This is a genomic window from Thiolinea disciformis DSM 14473 (assembly GCF_000371925.1).
GTDB classification, from domain to species: domain Bacteria; phylum Pseudomonadota; class Gammaproteobacteria; order Thiotrichales; family Thiotrichaceae; genus Thiolinea; species Thiolinea disciformis.
Genome location: NZ_AQVE01000004.1, coordinates 56,698 through 80,295 on the forward strand (window position 1 = coordinate 56,698; position 23,598 = coordinate 80,295).

General features: G+C 45.9%; 23 protein-coding genes and 1 riboswitch. Of the genes, 17 read left to right on the forward strand and 6 right to left on the reverse strand.

All coding sequences use genetic code 11. The features are described from left to right. Positions 1–67: 67 nt before the first annotated feature. The 4 genes from A3IE_RS0104330 (at position 68) to A3IE_RS21870 (ending at position 4,740) form a co-directional block, all read left to right on the forward strand. The gene (locus tag A3IE_RS0104330; RefSeq protein ID WP_020394366.1) at positions 68–397 is read left to right on the forward strand and encodes a low molecular weight protein tyrosine phosphatase family protein; all 330 of its coding nucleotides are present in this window, start codon (positions 68–70) and stop codon (positions 395–397) included. A gap of 87 nt (positions 398–484) precedes the next feature. Continuing rightward, positions 485–1,858, forward strand: coding sequence for a methanethiol oxidase (gene mtoX / locus A3IE_RS19865; protein WP_020394367.1), 1,374 nt, complete (start codon positions 485–487; stop codon positions 1,856–1,858). A gap of 3 nt (positions 1,859–1,861) precedes the next feature. Beyond that, positions 1,862–3,754 (forward strand): cytochrome c peroxidase, encoded by a 1,893-nt coding sequence (locus tag A3IE_RS0104340; protein ID WP_020394368.1) that lies wholly within the window; start codon positions 1,862–1,864, stop codon positions 3,752–3,754. Further along, positions 3,751–4,740: an SCO family protein gene (locus tag A3IE_RS21870; protein WP_020394369.1), complete on the forward strand. Its 990-nt coding sequence runs from the start codon at positions 3,751–3,753 to the stop codon at positions 4,738–4,740. Before A3IE_RS0104340 ends, A3IE_RS21870 begins: the two co-directional genes overlap by 4 nt. Before the next feature lie 66 nt (positions 4,741–4,806). Here A3IE_RS21870 and A3IE_RS0104355 read toward each other — a convergent pair whose 3' ends face one another. The 5 genes from A3IE_RS0104355 to A3IE_RS0104375 all read right to left on the reverse strand — a co-directional run bounded on the left by A3IE_RS0104355 (position 4,807) and on the right by A3IE_RS0104375 (position 9,968). Beyond that, complete coding sequence (locus A3IE_RS0104355; protein ID WP_020394370.1) at positions 4,807–5,886, reverse strand: ABC transporter ATP-binding protein; 1,080 nt, start codon at positions 5,884–5,886, stop codon at positions 4,807–4,809. Positions 5,887–5,898: 12 nt separating this feature from the next. Continuing rightward, entirely contained in the window at positions 5,899–6,741 is an 843-nt protein-coding gene (locus A3IE_RS0104360; RefSeq protein ID WP_020394371.1) for a carbohydrate ABC transporter permease, read from the reverse strand. A 9-nt stretch (positions 6,742–6,750) separates the two neighbouring features. Continuing rightward, the gene (locus A3IE_RS0104365; RefSeq protein WP_020394372.1) at positions 6,751–7,671 is read right to left on the reverse strand and encodes a carbohydrate ABC transporter permease; all 921 of its coding nucleotides are present in this window, start codon (positions 7,669–7,671) and stop codon (positions 6,751–6,753) included. Between the two features lie 109 nt (positions 7,672–7,780). Beyond that, positions 7,781–9,019, reverse strand: a complete 1,239-nt coding sequence (locus tag A3IE_RS0104370) for an ABC transporter substrate-binding protein (RefSeq protein WP_020394373.1) — start codon at positions 9,017–9,019, stop codon at positions 7,781–7,783. A gap of 34 nt (positions 9,020–9,053) precedes the next feature. Then, positions 9,054–9,968: an N-acetylmuramic acid 6-phosphate etherase gene (locus A3IE_RS0104375; RefSeq protein WP_020394374.1), complete on the reverse strand. Its 915-nt coding sequence runs from the start codon at positions 9,966–9,968 to the stop codon at positions 9,054–9,056. A gap of 261 nt (positions 9,969–10,229) precedes the next feature. Here A3IE_RS0104375 and A3IE_RS0104380 point away from each other — a divergent pair, with 261 nt between their 5' ends. The 7 genes from A3IE_RS0104380 to nadD all read left to right on the forward strand — a co-directional run bounded on the left by A3IE_RS0104380 (position 10,230) and on the right by nadD (position 16,887). Next, on the forward strand, positions 10,230–11,132 hold the full coding sequence (locus A3IE_RS0104380; RefSeq protein ID WP_020394375.1) for a glucosamine kinase nucleotide-binding domain-containing protein: 903 nt from the start codon (positions 10,230–10,232) through the stop codon (positions 11,130–11,132). Next, the gene (locus tag A3IE_RS0104385; RefSeq protein ID WP_020394376.1) at positions 11,123–11,875 is read left to right on the forward strand and encodes a GntR family transcriptional regulator; all 753 of its coding nucleotides are present in this window, start codon (positions 11,123–11,125) and stop codon (positions 11,873–11,875) included. The genes A3IE_RS0104380 and A3IE_RS0104385 overlap by 10 nt, the downstream gene beginning before the upstream one ends. Positions 11,876–11,904: 29 nt before the next feature. Then, positions 11,905–12,945 (forward strand): SIS domain-containing protein, encoded by a 1,041-nt coding sequence (locus tag A3IE_RS0104390; RefSeq protein WP_020394377.1) that lies wholly within the window; start codon positions 11,905–11,907, stop codon positions 12,943–12,945. Beyond that, the gene (gene nagA, locus A3IE_RS0104395) at positions 12,942–14,099 is read left to right on the forward strand and encodes an N-acetylglucosamine-6-phosphate deacetylase (protein ID WP_020394378.1); all 1,158 of its coding nucleotides are present in this window, start codon (positions 12,942–12,944) and stop codon (positions 14,097–14,099) included. The genes A3IE_RS0104390 and nagA overlap by 4 nt, the downstream gene beginning before the upstream one ends. A gap of 62 nt (positions 14,100–14,161) precedes the next feature. Then, positions 14,162–14,334, forward strand: a riboswitch (yybP-ykoY riboswitch). Between the two features lie 5 nt (positions 14,335–14,339). Next, positions 14,340–14,918 carry a TMEM165/GDT1 family protein gene (locus tag A3IE_RS0104400; protein WP_020394379.1) on the forward strand — a complete coding sequence of 193 codons (579 nt, stop codon included), beginning with the start codon at positions 14,340–14,342 and terminating at the stop codon, positions 14,916–14,918. 95 nt (positions 14,919–15,013) lie between these two features. Next, positions 15,014–16,273: a glutamate-5-semialdehyde dehydrogenase gene (locus tag A3IE_RS0104405; protein ID WP_020394380.1), complete on the forward strand. Its 1,260-nt coding sequence runs from the start codon at positions 15,014–15,016 to the stop codon at positions 16,271–16,273. Then, positions 16,270–16,887, forward strand: a complete 618-nt coding sequence (gene nadD / locus A3IE_RS0104410; RefSeq protein WP_020394381.1) for a nicotinate-nucleotide adenylyltransferase — start codon at positions 16,270–16,272, stop codon at positions 16,885–16,887. The genes A3IE_RS0104405 and nadD overlap by 4 nt, the downstream gene beginning before the upstream one ends. Here the strand turns inward: nadD and A3IE_RS0104415 are convergent. After that, entirely contained in the window at positions 16,884–18,062 is a 1,179-nt protein-coding gene (locus A3IE_RS0104415) for a M20 aminoacylase family protein (RefSeq protein ID WP_020394382.1), read from the reverse strand. The two genes, nadD and A3IE_RS0104415, sit on opposite strands and share 4 nt — an antisense overlap. A gap of 171 nt (positions 18,063–18,233) precedes the next feature. On the opposite strand from A3IE_RS0104415, the gene rsfS reads away from it, so the two are divergent. From rsfS to tldD, 6 genes are all read left to right on the forward strand, one after another. Continuing rightward, on the forward strand, positions 18,234–18,578 hold the full coding sequence (gene rsfS / locus A3IE_RS0104420) for a ribosome silencing factor (protein WP_020394383.1): 345 nt from the start codon (positions 18,234–18,236) through the stop codon (positions 18,576–18,578). A gap of 6 nt (positions 18,579–18,584) precedes the next feature. Further along, positions 18,585–19,058, forward strand: coding sequence for a 23S rRNA (pseudouridine(1915)-N(3))-methyltransferase RlmH (gene rlmH / locus A3IE_RS0104425; RefSeq protein ID WP_026154778.1), 474 nt, complete (start codon positions 18,585–18,587; stop codon positions 19,056–19,058). Continuing rightward, entirely contained in the window at positions 19,059–19,643 is a 585-nt protein-coding gene (locus A3IE_RS0104430) for a Maf family protein (RefSeq protein WP_020394385.1), read from the forward strand. Positions 19,644–19,686: 43 nt separating this feature from the next. Next, positions 19,687–21,174, forward strand: coding sequence for a ribonuclease G (gene rng, locus A3IE_RS0104435; protein WP_020394386.1), 1,488 nt, complete (start codon positions 19,687–19,689; stop codon positions 21,172–21,174). Positions 21,175–21,300: 126 nt separating this feature from the next. Then, a complete protein-coding gene (locus A3IE_RS0104440; protein ID WP_020394387.1) occupies positions 21,301–22,128 on the forward strand; it encodes a carbon-nitrogen hydrolase family protein in 828 nt (275 codons plus the stop codon). An 18-nt stretch (positions 22,129–22,146) separates the two neighbouring features. Then, positions 22,147–23,598: a metalloprotease TldD gene (gene tldD, locus A3IE_RS0104445; RefSeq protein WP_020394388.1), complete on the forward strand. Its 1,452-nt coding sequence runs from the start codon at positions 22,147–22,149 to the stop codon at positions 23,596–23,598.

Sequence of the window (23,598 nt, forward strand, 5' to 3'; positions counted from 1 at the left end):
CCAATAGAGATAGAGCCGTTGTTCCAAGTAAGCTTGAGTAGTTAATTCCCGTGTGGATAAGGATCCAATGACGCATGTTCTCTTTGTGTGTTCAAAAAATCGTTTGCGTAGCCCAACAGCGGAGCAAGTTTTTTCACAATGGTCGGGGATAGAAACTGACTCAGCTGGGCTGGATCATGGTGCTGATTTAGTGCTTTCTAGTGAGCAAGTAGAATGGGCTGAGCTGATTTTTGTCATGGAGGCCAAGCATCGCCAAAAGTTAAAAAAACAGTTTGGCGCTTATTTAAAAGCTAAAAAAGTCATTTGCCTGAATATTCCAGATGACTATAAGTTTATGCAGCCGGAGTTAATTCAGTTATTAGAAGAAAAAGTTAGTCCTTATTTGGCAACGGACTAGGGTAAAACTTAATGTGGTAAAGCGATAATTTTCTACTAAACTTCTCAGGTAAGTGAATTTAAAGTAAATTCACACTGGAGGGAGAAAATGAGTGTGTCGTTCAAAAGCCAAGTTTTAACTATCTTGTTGGCTTCAAGTACTTTATTCGTTGCAAGTACTTTGCCTAATTATACCGCTGCTGATGAAACCTGTATGTCGCCTTATATGGCTAAAATTACAGGGCAAGAAGATTTTGTCTATGTCTGGACACTAGGCGTCGAGGGTCTAGGGGATGGGCAGGATAAATTGGTCACCGTCGATGTCAACCCAAAATCCAGCACGTATGGCAAAGTCGTGCATACTTTGTCGGTGGGTGGTCGTAATGAGGCTCACCATTCAGGTTTCACGGATGACCGTAAGTTTCTTTGGGCTGGTGGGCTAGATACTAATAAGATATTTATTTTCGATGTGTCCACTGATCCCGCTAAACCTAGTCTAACCAAAGTGATTACTGATTTTACTGCGGTCAGTGGCGGTGTAGTGGGGCCTCATACTACCTATGCCTTACCCGGTCGAATGATGATCACGGGTTTGTCGAATAATAAGGATCATGGCGGACGCACAGCCTTGGTCGAGTACAATAATGATGGCTCGTATATCGGAACTTATTGGTTGCCGACCGAACAAGCCTTAGCGGGGGCGGTCAAAACGGGGCAGTATGCTGACGGTTATGGTTATGATTTGCGTGCGCTACCACGGCGTAATGCGATGTTTACATCCTCCTTTACGGGATGGTCAAATTACATGATGGATTTCGGCAAAATGCTGAATGATCCCGAGGCGATGAAGCGCTTCGGTAATACCGTAGTGGCTTGGGATTTACACGCTCGCCAACCTAAAAAAGTGTTTGATGTTCCCGGTGCACCCTTAGAAATTCGTTGTGCATGGCAGCCTAAACATGATTGGTGCGTGACCACCACGGCACTCACTTCAAAAATCTGGCTCATTCGTGAAGATGCTGAAAAAGGCTGGCAAGCGGTGGAAGTCGCGGATGTCGGTGATCCATCCAAAATTCCTTTGCCCGTCGATATTTCGATTACCGCCGATGATAGTGGTTTGTGGGTCAATACCTTTATGGATGGCAAAACCCGCTATTTCGATCTGAGTGATCCGATGAAGCCTAAACAAACTTACGAAACTCAGATTGGTAAACAGGTGAATATGGTGTCGCAAAGTTGGGATGGTAAGCGCTTGTATTACACCTCATCCTTGCTCGCGAATTGGGATAAGAAGGGGGATGATAATGAACAGTTTTTCAAAGCTTATGAATGGGATGGCAAGGAATTAGTACAGAAATTTGTGATTGATTTTACAGCCGAAAAGTTAGGTCGTGCGCATCAAATGCGTTTTGGGGCACGCTCGTTGTATGCCAAAGACCAAGTGATAGACCCGACCCACTTCGTTCAGCTTAAAGCACCCTAAGCGATGCGGTGTTTTCTACGTTTCCTGAAGGCTAAGCGTTACTTATTGCTAGTAACGCTGTTGCTTGGTATGAGCTTGCCAAGTCACAGTACTGAATTGGCGGTCGGCTATGGTGAACTACAGTATATCCCTCCTGCAGTGGGCTCTTACCAATTGCCCGTCTTGGGTCAGGCCGCTGAGGGGCAAGTCTTGGATGAGCAAGGGCAGGCGCAAAGCTTGCAGTCTATCTTACAGGGTAAATATAGCTTGCTCAGCTTTGTGTATAGTCATTGTAGTGATGTCAATGGTTGTCCCTTGGCGGCGCACGTGTTTTACAAAATTAAAGGGCTGATGCAGGAGCAGCCTGAGTTAGCGCAAAAGCTGCAATTAATTAGTTTAAGTTTTGATCCTGAGCGCGATACCCCAGACATTATGCGTTTGTATGGTGCTAATTTTAAATATGCGGGTCAGCAAGGGACTTGGCGCTTCTTAACTACACATTCTTTAGCAGAACTCAGCCCGATTTTGCAAGCATACCAGCAAGAAGTGCAACGCGAGGTTTCCCTAAATGGTCAGTCGACTGATTATGCCCATATGCTGCGCGTCTTTTTGATTGATCCTGAGTTGAGGATTCGCCAGATTTATAGCGTGGGTTTCTTGCACCCCGACTTGATTCTGAATGATCTCAAAACCTTGTGGATACCAGTAGCTCAACAAGTGCCTGTGCAGCCGGCAGTGAGTGAGTCCAGCAATATGGTGAAACCCAAGCAAAATTTGGATTTATTAGCGTTGGCGCAACAGCCGCCCTTGGGCTTGCCTCCCTTAATGCAAGAGACGCTAAAAGGCTTAACAACGGACAAAATCTTACTAGGGCAAAAGTTATTTTTTGATCGGCGTTTATCATTGAATAACACATTTTCTTGTGCCATGTGTCATATCCCTGAACAAGGGTTTACCAATAATGCAATGGCCACCGCCGTGGGTGTGGAAGGTCGCACTGTGCGCCGTAATGCGCCGAGTTTATTCAATGTCGCTTATAGCAAGCGCTTATTTCACGATGGGCGCGATACCCAGTTGGCGGAGCAAATTTGGTCGCCTTTATTGGCTGTAAATGAAATGGCGAATCCGTCTGTAGGGACTGTGTTAAATAAATTACGCAGCTTAGCGGATTATCAAGGGCGATTTGAGGCCATTTATGCCAGTAAACCAACCATGTCGAATCTCGGTGATGCGTTAGCGGCTTATCAACAGACTTTACTTTCAGCCAATTCAGCTTTTGATCGCTGGTATTTCGCTAAACAAGAACAGGCTTTGAGCATGGAGGCACAACAAGGTTTTCGTTTATTTACGGGCAAAGCTCATTGTGTCACCTGCCATCAAATCGCTGAAAAGTCGGCCTTATTCACTGATGATCAATTACATAATACGGGTATTGGTTATCGTGAGTCCTTAGGTTTACGGTCTGCTAAACAGCGTGTGGAAATAGCCAAGGGCGTATTTGTGGAGGTGGATCGGAGTATTATCGATCAGGTGAGTGAAAAATTACCGCAAGATTTAGGTTTGTACGAAATCACTCAAAATCCAGCGGATCGTTGGAAATATAAAACCCCGAGTCTGCGCAATATCGCGCTGACTGCGCCTTATATGCATAACGGTAGTATGTCCAGTTTGGCTGAGGTAGTGGCGTTTTATAATCAAGGTGGCATTGCAAATCCCAATCTCAGCACTGTGATTAAACCTTTACAGTTAAGCGCTGAAGAGCAGGGCTATTTAGTCGCCTTCTTACAGTCTTTAACTGGCAGTAATATTGCTGACCTCGTGGCCGATGCGGCGACAGCGCCTATTGGTGATCAGACTCAGCAAGATCCGAATTGGGCCAATCAACTCAGCCAACCGCTGCAAGGGGAAGCGCGATGAACTACTTCAAAGTGCTAGTCTTTAGCCTAATGTTGTTATGGACAACTAACAGTTGGAGCAAGCCTTTAGGGGGTGATTTCAGCTTAACAGATCAAGAGGGGCAACGTTTTCAATTAGAGCAGTTGCGTGGCAAAGTTGTATTGTTGTTTTTTGGTTTTACCCATTGCCCGAGCGTTTGCCCGGATAGCCTTGCGAAAATTAAAGTGGCTTTGCAAACAGCCCCTAAAGAGCAAGTTGCTGCGGTGTTTGTCAGTGTCGACCCAGAGCGCGATACGGTGGAGCGCATCCGAGCTTATATTGAGCCTTTTGGTGGTCAATTTACCGCCTTAACGGGGAGTGCTACTGAGTTACAACCCGTTTTAGAATCTTATCAAATTCGCGTTAAATCAATGAAGAAATCACCGAATGATCAAAAGTATATGATCGACCACACGGCGGATATTTATGTGCTAGATCGAATGGGGAAAATCGTGGGTTTAGTGCCTTATGGTTTGCCCACTGAACATTTACAAAAAGTACTCAGTGAACAAATAGAACCGTCGAAGCTTAGTGATGTGCTTGAGACTACGAATGCCCTAGTTGATTGGCGGGTAACGAATTTGCAGGGTGAGCCACAAACTTTAGCTCCTTTCAAAGGCAAGGCGATGGTGATTAATTTCTGGGCGAGTTGGTGTCCGCCATGTCGTGAAGAATTACCTTCTTTAAATCAAGCACAAGCCTTACTTAGAACTACCACTATTCAAATGCTAGCGGTTAATATTGGTGATAAACCTGCAGCGGCTCAACAATTTTTGGCGGATTACCCTATTAATTTTACCGTTTGGTTGGATGAAGATGCCACGAGTTTCAAAGCTTGGGCGCTCCAAGGATTACCAACAACACTGTTGATTCAAAGTGATGGCCTCGTGAAAGAGCGAATTGTCGGCGAACGTAATTGGAGCGACACAGCGTTATTAGAAAAAATACAAAGCTTAGAGCAGCCCTAGGGTTTTAACTAGGGCAAATTGGCAAATTAAAAAAATTATCAATCGCGCTCAATTCTGAAGCTAGTTTTATGACAATTTGATGGCTTTACCCGATTCATCAAATAAATGTATCTTTTCAGGCTTAGCGTAAGCACGGATGATTTGGCCTATGGGTAGTTGATGATCGCCTTGTTGTGCCATCGTAATGAGGTCATGGCCGGGCATAGAAAAATAAATATAGGTTATATCACCCATGCGCTCTACGGATTCAATTTGGCCTTCTATTGCTAAATCAGTTTCGGCGCCATATAAACTCAAATGTTCTGGTCGAATACCAAGGGTTAGTTGAGTGCCGTGTTTTAAATGTTGTTGAGTAGGGAGTGTTTGACCATTGGCTAAAGTAATAACATTAGTGTTATTGTCAGTAGACACACCAGCAACTAAAAAATTCATAGCTGGAGAGCCAATAAAACCTGCTACAAATTTATTTTGTGGTGCATTATAAAGCTCCATAGGTGCACCCACTTGCTCAATGTGTCCACCATTCATTACGACAATTTTATCGGCTAAGGTCATGGCTTCGACCTGATCATGAGTTACATAAATGGTAGTAGTATTCAAAACTTTTTGCAGGCGTGCAATCTCAATACGCATTTTTAAACGTAAAGCAGCATCAAGATTGGATAAAGGTTCGTCGAATAAAAATACTTTGGGATCACGCACAATTGCGCGTCCTATTGCAACACGTTGACGCTGGCCACCAGAAAGCTGCCCCGGCTTTCGGTCTAATAGACTATCTAATTGTAGTTTGCTAGCGACGTCTCGAATTTTCTGATCGATTTGCTGTTTATTTTGGCCATCGATTTTGAGCCCAAAAGCCATATTTTTATAAACCGACATATGCGGATAAAGCGCATAGGATTGAAATACCATGGCGATACCACGCTCACGCGGTGATAAATCATTCACAATGTGATCACCAATACGCATTTCGCCATCGCTAATAGTTTCTAAACCAGCAATGAGGCGTAATAGTGTCGATTTACCGCAGCCAGAAGGGCCTACAAATACCACGAATTCGCCATCTTGAATCTCAAGATCTAAATCATGCAGAACATGGACTTTGCCAAAGCGTTTATTAATTTTACGTAGGCTCAACGATGCCATAACAAGAGTCCTTTATTTCACAGCGCCAGCGGTTAAACCACGAATGAGTTGTTTCGAGAAAAATACATAAAGTAATAAAATGGGGATAACAGCCAAGGTTAAGGAGGCCAATACTGCATTCCAATCGGTAACAAATTGCCCAATAAATTGTTGAATACCGAGTGTTACTGTTCTTGTAGATTCACCCGGCGCTAATATCAACGGGAACCATAAATCATTCCAAATAGGAATCATGGAAAATACGGCAACCGTAGCAATTGCAGGGCGTGCTAAAGGCAGAATAATCGAGAAAAAGATTTGATATTCACTGACATCATCACAACGCGCCGCTTCTTTGAGTTCTTTAGGTATTTGTGACATATACTCATTTAAAATAAAAATGGCCATGGGTAATCCTTGAGCAATATATACTAAGATTAAAGCGGTACGCGTGTTGACTAAATTTAAGGCCACAACTATTTCTAGGATGCTAACTGTGCCTAAACGAATGGGAATCATAATCCCAATCGCCATAAACAGGCCCAGTAAGGTACGTCCTGTGAATTTATATTCACTCAAAGCCCAAGCGAGCATTGCGCCAAATAAAATAATAAAAAATAGTGAAACCACAGTTACTAATAAACTATTCCCGAAAAGTAATAAAAAATCAGCTTTTGATAGCACCTTCTCAAAGCCAATGGTGCTAAAGGTATCGGCATTCGGTAAGGCTAGTGGTGAATTAAAAATAGCTTTACGACTTTTGAAAGCATTTACCAATATAATAAATACTGGGAAAAGGGCAATAAACGTATAAGTCAGCAATACGATATGTACCGCTATCACATTAAAGGGTTGTTTGGCTTTAGCTAAAATCATCGTAAAACCTTAGAGCTGATAGCGATGAATACGGCGTTGCACGACATAAAAATATATCATTACGCCCATTAAGATAATCAGGAACATTACCGTAGCAACTGTCGCGCCCATGGTTGGGCTGCCGAGACTAGATTGTGCTCCAAAAAAGGTACGATAAAAATAAGAACCTAAAATGTCCGTGGAAAAATTGGGGCCAGCCAAAACGCCTTTTACAGCATAAATCAAATCGAAAGCATTAAAGTTACCAATGAAAGTTAAAATGGTAACCAGACCTAAAGTGGGTACGATCAGCGGTAATTTAATCTGCCAAAAAATCCGCATAGCTGAGGCACCATCGACACGCGCTGCATCAATCAGCTCATCAGGAATGGCAATCAAGGATGCATAGATTAACATCATCGGTACACCGACAAACTGCCACACCGAAATTAAGGCGAGGGTTAATAAAGCTGTGTGTTCTTGGCCAAGCCAAGGTTGAAACCAAGTGCCTAAGCCAATACTTTTTAGAAAATTAGGTGTGATTCCCCACAATGGACTGAGAATCAGTTGCCAAGTAAATCCAATTACTACAACAGATAATAGGGTAGGGATAAAAATTAAGGTGCGATACGTTTTTGCGCCGTGAAGGCCTTTTAAACTCAAGAGTGCAGCGAGCAATAAGCCAATAGGATTTTGCACTAGGACGTGTACTAAGAAAAATTTGAAATTATTCCAAAGGGCATTCCAAAAGCCTTCAGATAAATGAGGATCGCTGAGTAATTCTTGATAGTTAGCTAGCCCACTGAAAACACGCTCACCGCTCGATGCCTGTTTGAAAAGGCTTAAGAACATAGTATCCAGCAAAGGCCAAGCACTAAATAAGGTATAGATAATAAAACCGGGCAATATAAAAACAAGAATATGCCACGGGAAACGAGAACGGCTTGCCATGCACTTTCCTACGCTAATGTTATGCGATTATCTGAGCTATCCAGTTACTAGCTCAACACTAGGGAGCGCCATAAGCGACCGCTACCCAGCGTATGACGAAAAGCTAAGGTTATTTGGCTAAGATTTCTTGAACTTTAGCTGCAGCTTCTGCTGGTTTAGCTGTGCCATTCACCACTGATTGACCTGCATTCCAGAAAGCGGCTTCTAAATCGTCTTTACCACGATTCAGAATTTGCGCATTTAAGCGAATCGTTGATTTACAATCTTTACGCCAACTGACCATTTCAGCCGCTACTGGATCTTCAATTTTGATGTCGTGATTAGCTAAGGGGAAGAAACCTGTGACTTTATTGGCATAAAGCTCAGCAAATTCCTTAGAGGCTAACCAATTTAAGAATACTTTAGCATCAGCTTGGTTTTTACTGGCAGGATTCATGCCCATAGCCATATCATTGTGGTCACTGATATAGCATTGATCACCTGCTTTAGCGACAGGCGCTTTGAACGCTCCCATTTTGAATTCAGCATCTTTATTAAAGAAAGCAATATCCCAGCTACCGGCTGGATAAATCGCTGCTTTGCCTAACGAGAATAAGTTTTGAGAGTCGCCATACGTTTGAGCTTTATAACCTTCGCCCATATAAGGCGCCCATTTTGCCATTTGCTCATAAGGTGCAACAAATTGCGCGTCGGTTAGTTTGGCATCTTTAGTGACTAAGGCTTTACGACCTTCTTCACCCTTCCAGTAATTTGGGCCAATGCTGGTATAAACCACTTGGTGCATTTCCCAACCATCATTTGTACCTAAAGCAAGGGGAGTGATACCTTCACCCTTAGTTTTGATAGTTTCTAGTAGTTTAAAGAATTCCTCCTCAGTCGCTGGTGGCTTGAGCCCTAACTTATCGAAGATATCTTTGTTATACAGGAAACCATGGATAACGGAAGCCATAGGTACGCAGAAGGTGGATTTACCGTCATCGGTGCTCCAAGCACTTTTTGCCACGTCACTATAGTTTTTCATGCCTTCGAGATCGTTCAGATCGGCCAATTGCTTTTTATTGAATAGCTCTAAAGACACATCGAAGGGGCGGCAGGTAATTAAGTCACCTGCGGTACCACCGGTTAAACGCGTATTTAAACTAGCGTTATATTCGGTTGGGGCAGTTGGAGCAAATTTAACTTTAATACCAGGGTGCGCTTTTTCAAACGCCGGAATGAGATCTTTTTCCCATAGCTCTTGGTCATCAACACGCCAACTTTCAATGCTTAAATCACCTGCCTGTACGGCTTGAGCGCCCAAAATACCAACTAAAGCTACTAAGGAAATCTTTAGTAGTGACTCTCTCATAACCTACTCCTAGGACGATGCCCTGCTCCAAATGTTAAGAATGATTGCAATCAAGCTCAGCTAATACTGCCCTCAGTTGATTGCCCTGTTTTGCTAATAATGTCTCCGCTTTGACCTTATCCACACCCTTCGCGATTAAAACAGCGAGGGGTATTTGATAATGCGCCTGTTCTAAGGCTGCTGTAATCGTTGCTGCATCCAAGCGGGTAATATGTTCAACAATTGCCACTGCACGCTGCTTAAGCTTAGTGTTGGTAACTTTCATATTAACCATCAAGTTATCGTATAAATAACCCAATTGCGCCATGACCATCGTGGATAAGGTATTCAGTACTATTTTTTGTGTCGTACCGGCTGCCATACGCGTTGAACCAGCCACTGGCTCCATACCACTTATAATACCAATAGTGTGATCAGCGATATTGTGCAGAGGACTTTGCGCGGTATTAGTAATCCCAATCACTAAAGCTCCGAGTCGCTTGGCATAGTCACTCACCGTAAGCGTATAAGGAGTTGATCCACTAGCCGTGACGGCAATGACCACATCCCCCGTGTTTACGCCTAGCTTTTCAATATCAGTATAAGCCTGTTGTACATCATCTTCCGCCCAACCTTTGTCCTGTAATAAACACTCCAAGCCACCGGCCAAGAGCATGTGAAGACGTTGATAAGGCCAGCCAAACGTACCAGCAAGCTCAACACCATCAATGCAAGCCTGCATTCCGGCTGAACCAGCGCCCACATAAATCAAACGTCCTTGAGCGGAGCCGGAGCTTAGCCGTTCAACGATGGCTCGACTTGCCAGTCCTAGCGCCGTTTTCACCTGCGTTAGTACTTGTACACTCTCTAATTGTGCCTGTACTAGCATCTGCGCCATTTGCTCAGCAGGCCAAGTATCTAAACCTTGGAATCGGTTATCGACTTGCTCCGTTAGTGCAGTTGTTTGCATACCAATAATACCAGTTAATTAGCGGCTAGCTGGCCAGTACTTAATTATAGACTCTCTACCTATCTGAAATTCTTTACTTGTGCTGAATCATTATATTTTGATAAGTCCAGTTGTGCAATTGGTATTTTTATAATTACAAAAAATAAATTAGTGGTATTGTAAAGTGGTCTTACATTACTATACGTAAAATTGCGAAAGCAGCTATTTTTTAGGCTAAAATCAGCGATAACCTAAAGCACCAAAAATAGATGAGGCAAGTTCGTGAGCTCTGTGAATTCAGAACAGCTGTTATTAGGCATCGATGGCGGTGGCAGTACTTGTCGAGCACGCTTGGCTGATGCATCAGGAACAATTCTAAGCGAGGCGCAGGGCGGTGCCGCTAACTTGCGTTTAGGTGTAGCGCATGTCATAGAAGTAATTCAAGACACGACACAAAAAGCTTTGCACCAAGCAGGTTTGAGTCATCTTCCTTTAAACCAATTGCACGCAGGTATTGGCCTCGCCGGTTATGTGCTGAGTAGTGATATTCAAGCGGCGCTACCTATTAAGCAATTGTTTGCTTCCTGCACCTTGAGTAATGATGCTTATATTGCTTGCTTGGGGGCACATCAAGGACAAGCAGGCGGCATTATTATTGCGGGTACAGGGACTTGTGCACAAATCATTTGTCCAGCCGCGAGCCGTACTTTTGGGGGCTGGGGATTTGCGCTTGGCGATCAAGGTAGTGGGGCTATTTTAGGACGCGAGGCAGTCCGTTTGGCTTTGCAAGCCTTAGAGGGTTTAACGCAAGGTTCTGCACTTACCGAACAAGTGAATGCTTATTTTGAGCATAAGGCTGAGCGCTATCTAGAATGGGGCCTCAATGCTAAGCCAGCGGATTATGCCATTTTTGCCCGCCTCGTGATTGAGCAAGCTGATCAAGGTGATTCCTTGGCTTTACACTTACTTGACCAAGCTTTATCCAGCATCCTATTAATGTTTAAGGTACTTAAACAGTACAACACTGGCCGAATCAGTTTAATGGGCGGCTTGGCGCCGAGCTATAGGCGTTATTTGCCACAGGACATACAACAAGAACTGATGGCCGTGCAGGGCGATGCCTTGGATGGTGCTTTGCTGCTGGCGCGTCAGATTCGACCAGAACAAGGTGTGCTATGCAAATAGAAACATATCTGGTCGAAGGCTTTGCTCAACAAAAGAATGCGAGTTTACCGCTTTATGATCGTCTTGCCGATGTGATACGTCAAGGCATTGAAAAGGGTGATTTGAACACGATTGATGCCTTGCCCAGTGAACGCGATTTGGCGGCTATTTTGTCGGTGTCACGTGTGACTGTGCGTAAAGCGATTAATTTATTAGTCTCAGAAGGCTTCTTGATTCAGCGTCAAGGTTCGGGCACTTATATTGCGAAGCGTTTAGAACAGGCTTTGAAGCATCTCACAAGCTTTACTGAAGACATGCAAAAGCGTCAGTTGAATGCGGGTGTGGTGTGGTTAGAAAGGCGTATTCAAACGGCCAGTGCTGAAGAGGCGAAAGCCTTAGCCTTAGCAGAAGGGGCTCAAGTAGCACACTTATACCGTTTGCGTACGGCGAACAATGAGCCCCTAGCATTAGAGTTGGCTGTTTTGCCACAAGCTTTTATTCCTGATCCCTTACTGATTCAAGACTCCTTATATGAATACTTAGAGCGATCTGAGCAGCGTCCCGTGCGTGCTAGACAACGTTTACGGGCGATTGCCTGTGATATAGAAAAAGCAACTTTTTTACGCATTCCCGCAGGTAGTCCAGTCCTGTATATCGAGCGTCATTCCTATTTGGCGGATGGTACACCGGTTGAATTTACCCGTTCGCATTATCGCGGAGATAGCTATGATTTTATTTCTGAACTTAGTATTGCCACCCACTAAATTCCTTACATGAGGCGCAAGGCTTGCGTATGACTACAGCGTCACTTTCACTGATGTATCAAGAGGCTTGTGAGGCACCCGCACGGCTGCGGGAGCAACAGTTACTTTTGCCTGAGCGTTTGCAGGCTTTATTACAACACTTAAGAAAAAAACCGCCGCGTTTAGTCATGGTGTGCGCGCGGGGGAGTTCGGATCATGCTGGGGTATTTCTGCGTTATCTGATTGAAACTCAATTGCAAATCCCCACTGCTTCAGCGATTCCCTCAACCTTTTCTATTTATGGTGCACAACCAAAGCTCGATGATGTGTTAGTGGTATGTATTTCCCAGTCAGGGCAAAGTCCTGATTTAGTGAATTATGCCGCGATGACTCAGCGCCAAGGGGCGACGGTCGTTGGTTTAATTAACCGTTATGAGGACGCCCCCCTAGCAGAGCAATGCCATTTTGTATTGCCCTTGTATGCAGGCAATGAAGTGGCTGTAGCGGCTACCAAATCTTATTTATGTACTTTACATGCCGCCTTATTCTGGATTGCGCATTGGAGCCAAAACCAAAGCTTATTAAGTGATTTGAGTGTCTTGCCTGATCAGTTAGTTCAAGCCCAAGCTTTAGACTGGTCTGCGGCTGTGGAACAACTGGCCGATACGGAGCACATGCTGGTATTAGGACGGGGTCCGGGCTTGGGCATTTCGCACGAAGCCGCCTTAAAGTTTAAAGAAACCTGTGCCCTACACGCAGAATCTTTTAGTGCTGCTGAAGTATTGCATGGTCCTTTAGCGATGATTAAACCACAATTTAAGATTTTAGCGTTTGATCAGGGCGATAAGTCTGGGGAAAGTATTCGAAAAACCCTCGTTCGCCTTCATCAAGCAGGCGCTTCGATTTTATTAGCCTCCAGTCAAAGTGTTGCGCATGGCATCCTGCTTCCGGTGCTAACAGGTTTGAACCCTTGGAGCAGCTTGATTACGCAAATTCAAACCGCTTATTTAATGATAGAACAACTGTGTCGCCAGCGTGGCCTCAACCCCGATGCGCCTCCTCATATTGCTAAAGTCACTAAGACCCTATGAATTCATCTACTGCGCCTTTTGCCCTAACGCATTTTGACTACTTCGATGGAGATCAACGCATTGCTGGGCAAGCTCTGATTATTGACCAAGCTAAGATTGTAAGCATTCTTCCTGAGCGTGACTTGCCAAGTGATTTAGCTAAGGTGGATTGCCAAGGCCAGCTATTAGCTGCTGGCTTTATTGATACCCAGGTCAATGGCGGCGGCGGGGTTATGTTCAATGAGTATCCAACGGTGGAAGGTATTCAAACCATCGTTCGAGCCCATTGGCAGGGTGGTACAACCAGCTTATTACCAACCCTCATTACCGATAGTGCCGATGTTATGCAGCAAGCCGTCCACGCGGTCGGGGAAGTAGTAGCTGGTCACAACACAGGCATTTTAGGTATTCATTTAGAAGGCCCACATTTAAGTGTAGACAGACGAGGTGTGCATTCGCCGCAGTTTATTCGTCCTTTTGATGCTACTACAGAGCAGTTACTTCATGTGCTATCGCCCGAACACTACTTGCTCACCGTAGCGCCCGAAAATCAGCCCAAGGGTACGATTCATCAATTAGCTCAGCGTGGGATACGGGTCAGTGCAGGGCATACCACGGCCACTTATGCCCAAATGCGTGCTGCCATCGAAGAGGGTGTAACTGCGGTCACGCATTTATATAATGCCATGACACCCTTGACCAGTCGTGAGCCCGGTGTGGTGGGCGCTGCTTTAGAAGATGACACTGTTTATTGTGGGATCATTATGGATAATCACCATCTCCATCCCACGACAGCAAAACTCGCTATAGCACAAAAAGCCTCTGGAAAGATGATGCTAGTGACCGATGCGATGGCGACGGTTGGTAGCCTCGAAAAAAGTTTTCGTCTCTATAATGAAACGATTTATGAGGTGGATGGGCGCTGTGCTAAAAGCGATGGCACCCTAGCAGGTTCAGCCCTAGATATGGCCAGTGCCGTACGGCATTGTGTTCATTTCGGCATACCTTTACCGGAAGCGTTGCGTATGGCTAGCCTTTATCCCGCGACGTTTATGGGCGTTGCGCAGCGTTTGGGAAAAATTGCCTTAGGCTATCAAGCCGACTTGGTTTTATTAAATCAGGACTTGCATGTGCAACAAACATGGTGTGCGGGTACGCTTCGTTATAGCGCTTAGAGCCAAGCTTACGCAAAGGCAGTATGTTTAGCTCGACGTCCAGCCAAGGCTTTGTTATGATGCGCCGCGTCATTGGGGAGTAGCCGCTCTTCACGTTGAAGAGGTTTGCGTCAACACACTTGATCGTCTGATCATGGCGTAAACAGTTCTTGAGCTTGGCAAGACCTTTGACCACGATGCCGCCGAATGGCCGGTGCTGCGTTGTGGTCAACTGTCTGTGTAACCGGCCAAGGATGTATCATGGAAGCCTTACTCGTCTCCACTGGTGTCGTTGCCCTTGCTGAGATCGGCGACAAAACGCAACTCCTAGCTTTCTTACTCGCTGCTCGCTTCAAAAAGCCCCTTCCTATTATCCTTGGTATTTTATGTGCCACTATCTTAAATCATGGTATTGCCGGTGCTTTGGGTGCGTGGATTACGTCCGTTTTAAGTCCCGAGGTATTGCGCTGGATTTTGGGATTATCCTTTATTGGTATGGCAATTTGGACCTTGATTCCCGATAAAATCGAGGAAGAGGAAACTAGCATTGCCAGCCATTTAGGCGTATTTGGCGCAACTTTCATTACTTTTTTTCTCGCCGAAATGGGTGATAAGACCCAAGTTGCGACGGTAGCGATGGCAGCCCATTATGCTACGCCTTTCTTAGTGGTTGTGGGGACTACGTTGGGCATGTTGATTGCCGATGTCCCAGCGGTATTTATTGGCGATAAATTAGCAAATCGCATCCCAATGAAAGTAGTGCACGCGGTAGCGGCAGCGATTTTTGCTATTTTGGGTGTCATGACCTTATGGGGCTTGGGCGCAAAATGGGGTTTTTAGCGTGTATTTTCCACGTTTTAACGACAAATCGGCGTGTTGCTTTGCGAGCTTGCCTAGAAATCGCTATGCTTTGCTGAAGGTGAATGAGGATTGAGATGGTGACTATTCAAGAATATATGCAACAGATCGGTAAACAAGCACGACAAGCCTCACAGGTATTGGCTAGTGCAGAAACCGCTGTGAAGAATCAAGCTTTGTATGCGATGGCTGATGCACTGTTAGCACGTGCCGAGACCTTAAAAATTGAGAATGCGAAAGATTTAGAGGCAGGGCGCAAGAAAGGTTTGGATACTGCCATGCTGGACCGCCTAACGTTGAGTGATAAAGTGATTGCAGGTATGGCCGAAGGTTTACGTCAAATTGCGACTTTGCCTGACCCAATTGGTGCGATTTCTGAATTGAATTATCGGCCAACCGGTATTCAAGTCGGGCGGATGCGCGTGCCGTTGGGTGTGATTGGTATTATTTACGAATCGCGCCCGAATGTGACGGCCGATGCAGCGGGTTTATGTTTGAAATCGGGTAATGCCACGATTTTACGAGGTGGTTCGGAGGCGATTCATTCCAATTGTGCGATTGCTGCTTGTATTCAGGAAGGTTTAAAGGCAGCGGGCTTACCGGCGAATGCAGTTCAAGTGGTCGACACAACAGATCGTGCTGCGGTGGGTGAGTTGTTGCGTTTAAAGGATTATGTGGATGTGATTGTGCCACGGGGTGGCAAGAGCTTGATTGAGCGTATTACGAATGAATCGCTAATCCCGATGATTAAACACTTGGATGGGATTTGTCATGTGTATATCGATGATGAAGCCGATTTAGAAAAATCAGTCACGGTAGCACTGAATTCCAAAACCCATCGTTATGGGGTCTGCAATGCGATGGAGACGCTATTAGTTGCACAAAGTGTTGCGCCTAAGATTCTACCCATCTTGGCTGAGCAGTTAGGTGAAAAAGGTGTTGAATTGCGGGGTTGCGAAAAAACCCGCGATATTCTACCTAGCTGTAAAATTGCTACGGAAGAGGATTGGGTGACTGAATATTTAGCGCCCATTTTAGCGATTCGGGTGGTGGATGGCATGGAGCAGGCAATCGCGCACATCAATACTTATGGGTCGCATCACACCGACGCCATCATGACGCAAAATTACAGTAAGGCGCGTCATTTCTTACGTGTGGTCGATTCCAGCTCAGTCGTGGTAAATGCTTCAACGCGTTTTGCGGATGGTTTTGAGTTTGGTTTGGGCGCTGAAATTGGCATTAGCACCGATAAATTGCACGCACGCGGCCCTGTCGGTTTGGAAGGCTTAACTTCACAAAAGTACATTGTATTAGGCGACGGGCACATTCGCACATGATAGGAATTTTGGGCGGAACCTTTGATCCTATTCATTTTGGACATTTGCGTACCGCGTTGGAAATTGCCGAAAGCTGTGGGATGGAGCAAGTACGCTTCATCCCCGGTAGTGTGCCCCCGCATCGTCCCCAACCGCAAGCCAGTGCTGAACAACGTTTGGCAATGGTCAGTTTAGCGATAGCGGATGAGCCACGTTTTGTGGCTGATCGGCGTGAATTAGATCGTGTTGGTCATTCTTATACGGTCGATACCTTAATTTCCTTACGCAAGGAAATAGACGCAACAGTGCCGCTCGCCTTTATCTTAGGTATGGATGCCTTCTGGGCGTTTCGCAGTTGGCATCGTTGGCAAGATATTATGCAGATGGCACATCTGATTGTGATGCACCGCCCCGGCTATAAGCCTGATCCGACCGATTGGTATGGTGAGTGGTTGGCAAGTACTACTTGCGAATTACGCGACAGCTCGGCGGGAAAGCTTACTTTTTTAGCCGTCACACAACTCGATATTTCTGCCACAGCGATTCGCCATGCCATCAAACAAGGCAGAAGCACACGCTATTTGTTGCCGGATAATGTGCGTGCCTATATGACTGAGCAGGGCTTATACCGTTAAAGGCATAAATGTTTTACTAGATTCACCCAAAATTGCGCCCCTAAACCGAGTAAATCATCATTAAAGTCGTAATAAGCACTGTGTAAAGGGTGTCCGTGACAGCCACCTTTGCTTAGTTCGCCATTACCAAGCCAAAAGTAAGCGCCTGGTTTTTCTTGTAAGAAATACGCAAAGTCTTCTGCCCCCATACTGGGTTCGGGATTCCATTGCACATTGGTTTCACCCACCAAAGCATTCGCTACGAGACGGCAGGATTCTGCTTGGGCGGCGTGATTAATCGTGGGCGGGTAGCCGGGGCTGAGTTTCAATGTGGCGGAGCCACCAAACGCTTGGGGGATATGCTCGACTAACTGCTGTAAACGCTGGCGTAATAAGTGGCGCTGTTTATTATTCAAAGAGCGCATCGTGCCGCGTAATTGTACTTGTTCGGGAATGACATTATAAGCACCAGTACCCGCTTGGAAATGTGTCACGCTCACCACGCCGCTATCCACAGGACGAGTATTGCGAGCCACAATACTTTGAATCGCTGTGACTAAATGGCTTGCCATTAAAATGGGGTCATGGGTGGTATCTGGCATGGCGGCATGACCACCATTACCGGTGAAAGTAATATCAAAGGAATCGGTTCCGGCCATTACCGCAGCGCTATGAATCGCGATTTTGCCCACGCCTAAGCCGGGCCAATTATGGAGTCCATAAATTTCTTGAATTGGAAAACGGGTAAATAAACCATCTTCCATCATGCTGCGGGCGCCAGCTTGGCCTTCTTCAGCGGGTTGAAAGATGAAATAGACCGTTCCGGCAAAATCAGGATGGATGGCTAAGGCTGTTGCAGCACCTAATAATATTGCAGTATGCCCATCATGTCCGCAGGCGTGCATTTTACCTTCGTGGCGCGACTTGTAATCAAAAGTATTCGCTTCCGCAACGGGCAAGGCATCCATATCAGCCCGCAAAGCAATGTGGCGTGAACCCGTACGTTTGCCTTGTAAAATACCGACAACGCCTGTCCCACCAAGGCCGGTATAGACGGCTAGACCCAGTTGTTTAAGTTGTTGGGCTACTTTTTCACTCGTGCGTTGTTCTTGATAAGCTAGCTCGGGATATTGGTGAATATCGTGGCGCCATTCGCGCATGTGTTGAATTAATTCGGCTGAAAGGGTGGTGCTCATACGCAAATCTCTTGAAATACTAAGTTCCGAGCTTAACTTATAAAGCTTGAGATGCTCCATAAGTTTTAGGCAAAGTGATAAGCATTTCCAGCCTTGTCGCAAGCCATGCTATCCTTGTAGCAGGCTAGGGGAGCATCCTGCCAAATTTTTATTCTAAACTTGAAGGTGTTAATGGAACTGCAACAATTGCAACAGCTTGTCCTCAATACGCTTGATGACATGAAAGCGCGTGATGTGCGCATATTGGATGTGCGCGATAAATCCAATATTACTGAATTGATGGTGATCGCGAGCGGAACTTCTACCCGCCACGTAAAATCCATTGCTGATGCGGTAGCCGCCAAATCTAAAGAGGCTGGTCATATGCCTTTGGGGATGGAAGGGGAGCGTGAGGCCGAATGGGTTTTGGTGGACTTAAATGATATTGTGCTGCATGTGATGCTGCCCAATATTCGTGATTTTTATAATCTCGAAAAATTGTGGGGCGAAGAAATGTCAGCACAGCGTGCTGGTTGATTCACAGTGCGTATTCATCTCTTGGCGGTAGGTACGAAGATGCCAGCGTGGGTAACGGAAGTTTCAGATGATTATGCAGCACGGCTTCCTTCCCATTGCCAATTAGTGATTCGTGAAATTGCCAATGAAAAGCGCACTAAACACTCGGATTTACAGCGGATTCGTGAAGCCGAGGGTGAAAAACTCTTAGCAGCCATTCCCCCTCATAGTTTGGTGATTGCCTTGGATGTCTTGGGTAAGGCTTGGTCGACAGAACAATTGGCTAGTCAAATGGAACAATGGATGGCGTCAGGACAAGATGTGGTTTTATTAGTGGGCGGCCCTGAAGGCTTATCTACCGCATGTTTGCAGCGTGCTGATTTAAAATGGTCCTTGTCGCCCCTGACTTTTCCACATCCCTTGGTACGCGTCATTTTGGCTGAACAATTATTTCGCGCTTGGAGTATTTTGAGTAAGCATCCCTATCATCGAGGAGGCTAAATGGCTGCACCACAACTCATTTTGGCCTCTGGCTCGCCACGGCGTCGTGAATTACTAGATCAAATCGGGGTGCGCTATCAGATTGTGGCTGCGGATATTGATGAAACACCGTTTCCTCATGAAGCACCCGATGCTTTAGCGCTACGATTGGCACGTGAAAAAGCGCAATGGGTTTGGCAGCAAAGTGATAAAACTTTGCCAGTGTTGGGCGCAGACACCCACGGGGTGTTGGATGGGCAATGGCTGATGAAGCCAAAGGACGAGGCCGACGCATGTGCCATGTTATTACGCATGTCAGGGCGTTCACATGATATTTATAGTGCTGTGGTACTCTGTTTTGAAGATTCTTGTCTGGGTGCATTAAGTCGTAGTCGGGTTTGGTTTAGACATATGCAGGAGGCCGAAATCGCTGCTTATTGGGCATCTGGTGAGCCACGCGATAAAGCGGGGGCTTATGCGATTCAAGGTTTGGGCGCGGTATTCGTCGAGCGTTTAGAAGGCTCTTATTCAGGGGTGATGGGACTGCCTCTGTTTGAAACAGCTAATCTGCTAAAACAATTTGGTTTGTCCATTGGGTCGCGTTAAGCGCGGAATGTTAAGAAGAAAACTTTACCACCTGAGAGATAGCATGAGTGCTGAACTGCTAATCAATATTACGCCGCAGGAGTCGCGTGCTGCTTTGCTAGAAAATGGCATTCTGCAAGAGGTATTAATTGAGCGTACTTCCAAACGTGGCATGGTCGGTAATATTTATAAAGGCAAGGTATCGCGTGTGTTGCCCGGTATGGAAGCTGCTTTTGTGGATATCGGCTTGGAAAAAGCGGCCTTTTTACATGCTTCCGATTTGACCACGCCACCGGTAGAAACCTTTACGGGCGAGGTCGATACCCTAATTAAGCGTGCTACTCCCAAAATTACTGACATTTTATACGAGGGTAAAAAACTCCTCGTGCAGGTGATTAAAGATCCACTGGGCACAAAAGGCGCACGCCTGACGACTTATATTACCTTACCGTCACGTTTTCTGGTGTTGATGCCGGACGACACCACTATTGGGGTTTCCAGTAAAATTGAATCTACCGAAGAACGTGATCGTTTACGGGCTTTAGTCACTAAGTTGCGCGAAGAATTGGGTTATCAGAACGGCTATATTGTACGCACAGCAGCAGAGGGCATTAGTGAAGAGACTTTACGTCAAGATATGGCATTTTTGCGCAAACTGTGGAGCAGCATTGAGGAAGCCGCGCTAGCGTCAAGTGAAGCGTCATTATTGTATTCTGATTTGCCTTTGGTATTACGTGTGTTGCGCGATATGGTGGGTGAACCCATTGAACGGGTTTTGATTGACTCACGCGAGACGGCTCATAAAGTACGTGAATTTAGTGAAAAATATATTCCCGATTTAGCCACGGCTATTGAGCATTATCCTGGGGAGCGCCCGATTTTTGATTTGCATGGCGTTGAAGAAGAAATTCAAAAGTCATTACAACGCAAAGTTCCGCTAAAATCAGGTGGTTATCTGATTGTCGATCAAACCGAGGCTATGACTACCATCGATGTCAACACGGGTGGGTTTGTTGGTAGTCGCAATTTAGAGGAAACGATTTTTCGCACTAATTTAGAAGCGGCTCAGGCAATTGCGCGTCAATTACGCTTACGCAACCTTGGCGGTATTATCATTCTCGATTTCATTGATATGAACCAGTCGGAGCATCGCCAGCAGGTGATGAAAACACTGGAGAAAGCGCTGGAAAAAGATTATGCCAAAACGTACGTGTGTGATGTATCACCGCTAGGTTTGGTGGAGATGACTCGCAAGCGCACCCGTGAAAGCTTAGAGCATGTATTATGTGAGTCTTGCCCCACTTGCCAAGGGCGCGGGTATTTAAAAACGGCTGAAACCGTTTGCTATGAGTTATTTCGTGAAATTTTACGCGCGGCGCGCCAGTTTGAAGCTAAGGAATTATTGGTGCTAGCCTCACAGGAAGTGATTGATATGTTGGTGGATGAGGAATCGGATAGTTTGCTCGAATTACAAGAATTTGTGTCGATTCCGATTCGCTTGCAAGTTGAGGTTTTATACACACAGGAGCAATTTGACGTGGTATTACTGTAAGGGGTAGTTATCGGAGGAAACTTTGCTTTAGTCTGGAGATGTTGAGGTTTTGCCGTATTACACCAACAATGCCAGTAAGAATAGTGTGATTGAGCACACTAAACCCCTAAATGAGGAGTCTGTACCATGAATGCGATTGCCGTTGTGCAAATGGCTTCTGGCCCGCAATTAAATGCTAATCTAATGGAAGCAGGTCGCTTAATCCAAGAAGCGGCGAGTGCGGGCGCAAGACTCGTGGTTTTACCAGAAACGTTTGTATTAATGGCCATGCAGGATCGTGATCGCATTACCATTGCTGAACCCTTAGGCTATGGCCCTATTCAAGAATTTCTTGTGCGCAAAGCACGCCAACATCGGGTGTGGATTGTGGGTGGCACGATTCCGATTCAATCCCATGACCCTATGCGCCCCTATGCGACGTGTTTGGTGATTAATGACGAGGGCGAATTAGTCGGTCGCTATAATAAAATTCATTTATTCGATGTTACTGTTGAACAGGATGACATTGGCAGCTACGCAGAAAGCCAATTTACCTGCCCTGGTAATGAGCTAACCATCCTTGACTCGCCGTTTGGCCGCTTAGGTTTATCGGTCTGTTACGATCTACGTTTTCCGGAGCTATACCGTGAATTAGCCTTGCGCGGTGCCGAATTATTCATTGTGCCATCTGCATTTACTGCCGTGACTGGACAGGCGCATTGGGAAGTCTTGTTGCGGGCGCGTGCGATTGAAAATTTATGTTATGTAGTCGCGGCGGCGCAAGGGGGCTATCATGTCAATGGTCGCGCTACCTATGGGCATAGTATGGTTATTGACCATTGGGGTCAAATTCGTGGTCAACTAGCAAAGGGGTCAGGTGTGGTGGTAGTAGAACCCGATCTAGCGACTTTGCATAGTACGCGCCACAGTTTTCCGGTCTTGGCGCATACCCGTTTAGCTGTGCCCACTTATTAAGAGGATAAAATAAGCATTATGCACCAACAAGCTATGGATTATGCCCGCGCAACGTTGCTTGCGCCTAGCGGCTTAACAGAAGCCCAGCTCGAGCAAGTATTCGCTCAATTACTAACCCAACAAACCACACTAGCGGATCTGTATTTTCAATCGTCCAACTATGAATCGTGGGGTTTGGAAGACAGTATTGTGAAAAGCGGCAGCTATCGCATTGATCAGGGGGTAGGGGTGCGCTCGGTGTGCGGCGAGAAAACCGGCTTTGCTTACAGCGATGAAATTACCCTAGATGCCCTCATGGAGTCAGCCCGTGCGGCACGTGCCATTAGTCGCTCGGGTCAATCGAATCGTGTGATGGCTTGGCAAAAGCAAGCACCCTCGCGTGCTTTATATGGTTTAGAAAATCCACTGGTCTCTTTAAGTGAGCAAGATAAGATTGATTTATTGCATCAAATCGACCAACGCGCGCGTGCGGCTAGTCCTTATGTTCGTCAAGTGATGGCTAATGTGATTGCTGTGCACGAAGTAATTTTAGTGGTGGATGAGCAAGGTCGGATGACTGCTGATGTGCGTCCCTTGGTGCGAACCAATGTTTCTGTCATTGTAGAACGGAATGGTCAAACCGAAAGTGCGATGGCAGGTGGTGGTGGTCGCTTTGATTTAGATTTCTTCCTGAAAAATGATCAGGCTTTACTATATGCCGATGAAGCCGTTCGTAAAGCTTTGATTAATCTGGATGCTGAGGCAGCGCCAGCGGGTAATATGACCGTCGTCTTAGGGGCTGGTTGGCCTGGGGTATTACTGCACGAAGCGATTGGTCATGGTTTAGAAGGGGACTTTAATCGTAAAGGTACTTCTGCCTTTGCAGGCCGGATTGGTGAGCAAGTAGCGGCGAAAGGTATTACGGTAGTTGACGATGGCACTTTAGAAAAGCGTCGTGGCTCTTTAAGTGTTGATGATGAGGGAACAACCACTCAATGTACTACTTTAATTGAAGATGGCATTTTAAAAGGCTATTTGATGGATCGCCACAATGCACTATTGATGGATACGATCTCAACGGGCAACGGTCGCCGCGAATCTTATGCGCATCTGCCCATGCCACGTATGACGAATACTTATATGCGTGCCGGAAACTATGATCCACAAGAAATTATTGCTTCAGTCGAAAAAGGGATTTACGCGGTGAATTTCTCCGGGGGGCAGGTGGATATTACTTCAGGTAAGTTCGTGTTTTCCGCTTCAGAAGCTTATTTAATTGAGAATGGCAAAGCGACGCGTCCTTTGAAAAATGCCACTTTGATTGGTAATGGCCCTGATGTCTTAACTCGTGTCAGTATGGTCGGCAATGATATGGAGCTGGATACGGGTATTGGGGTTTGTGGCAAAGAAGGGCAAAGTGTACCCGTGGGTGTGGGGCAGCCCACCTTGCGGGTAGATGGTTTAACGGTCGGCGGCACGGCAACGGCGTAA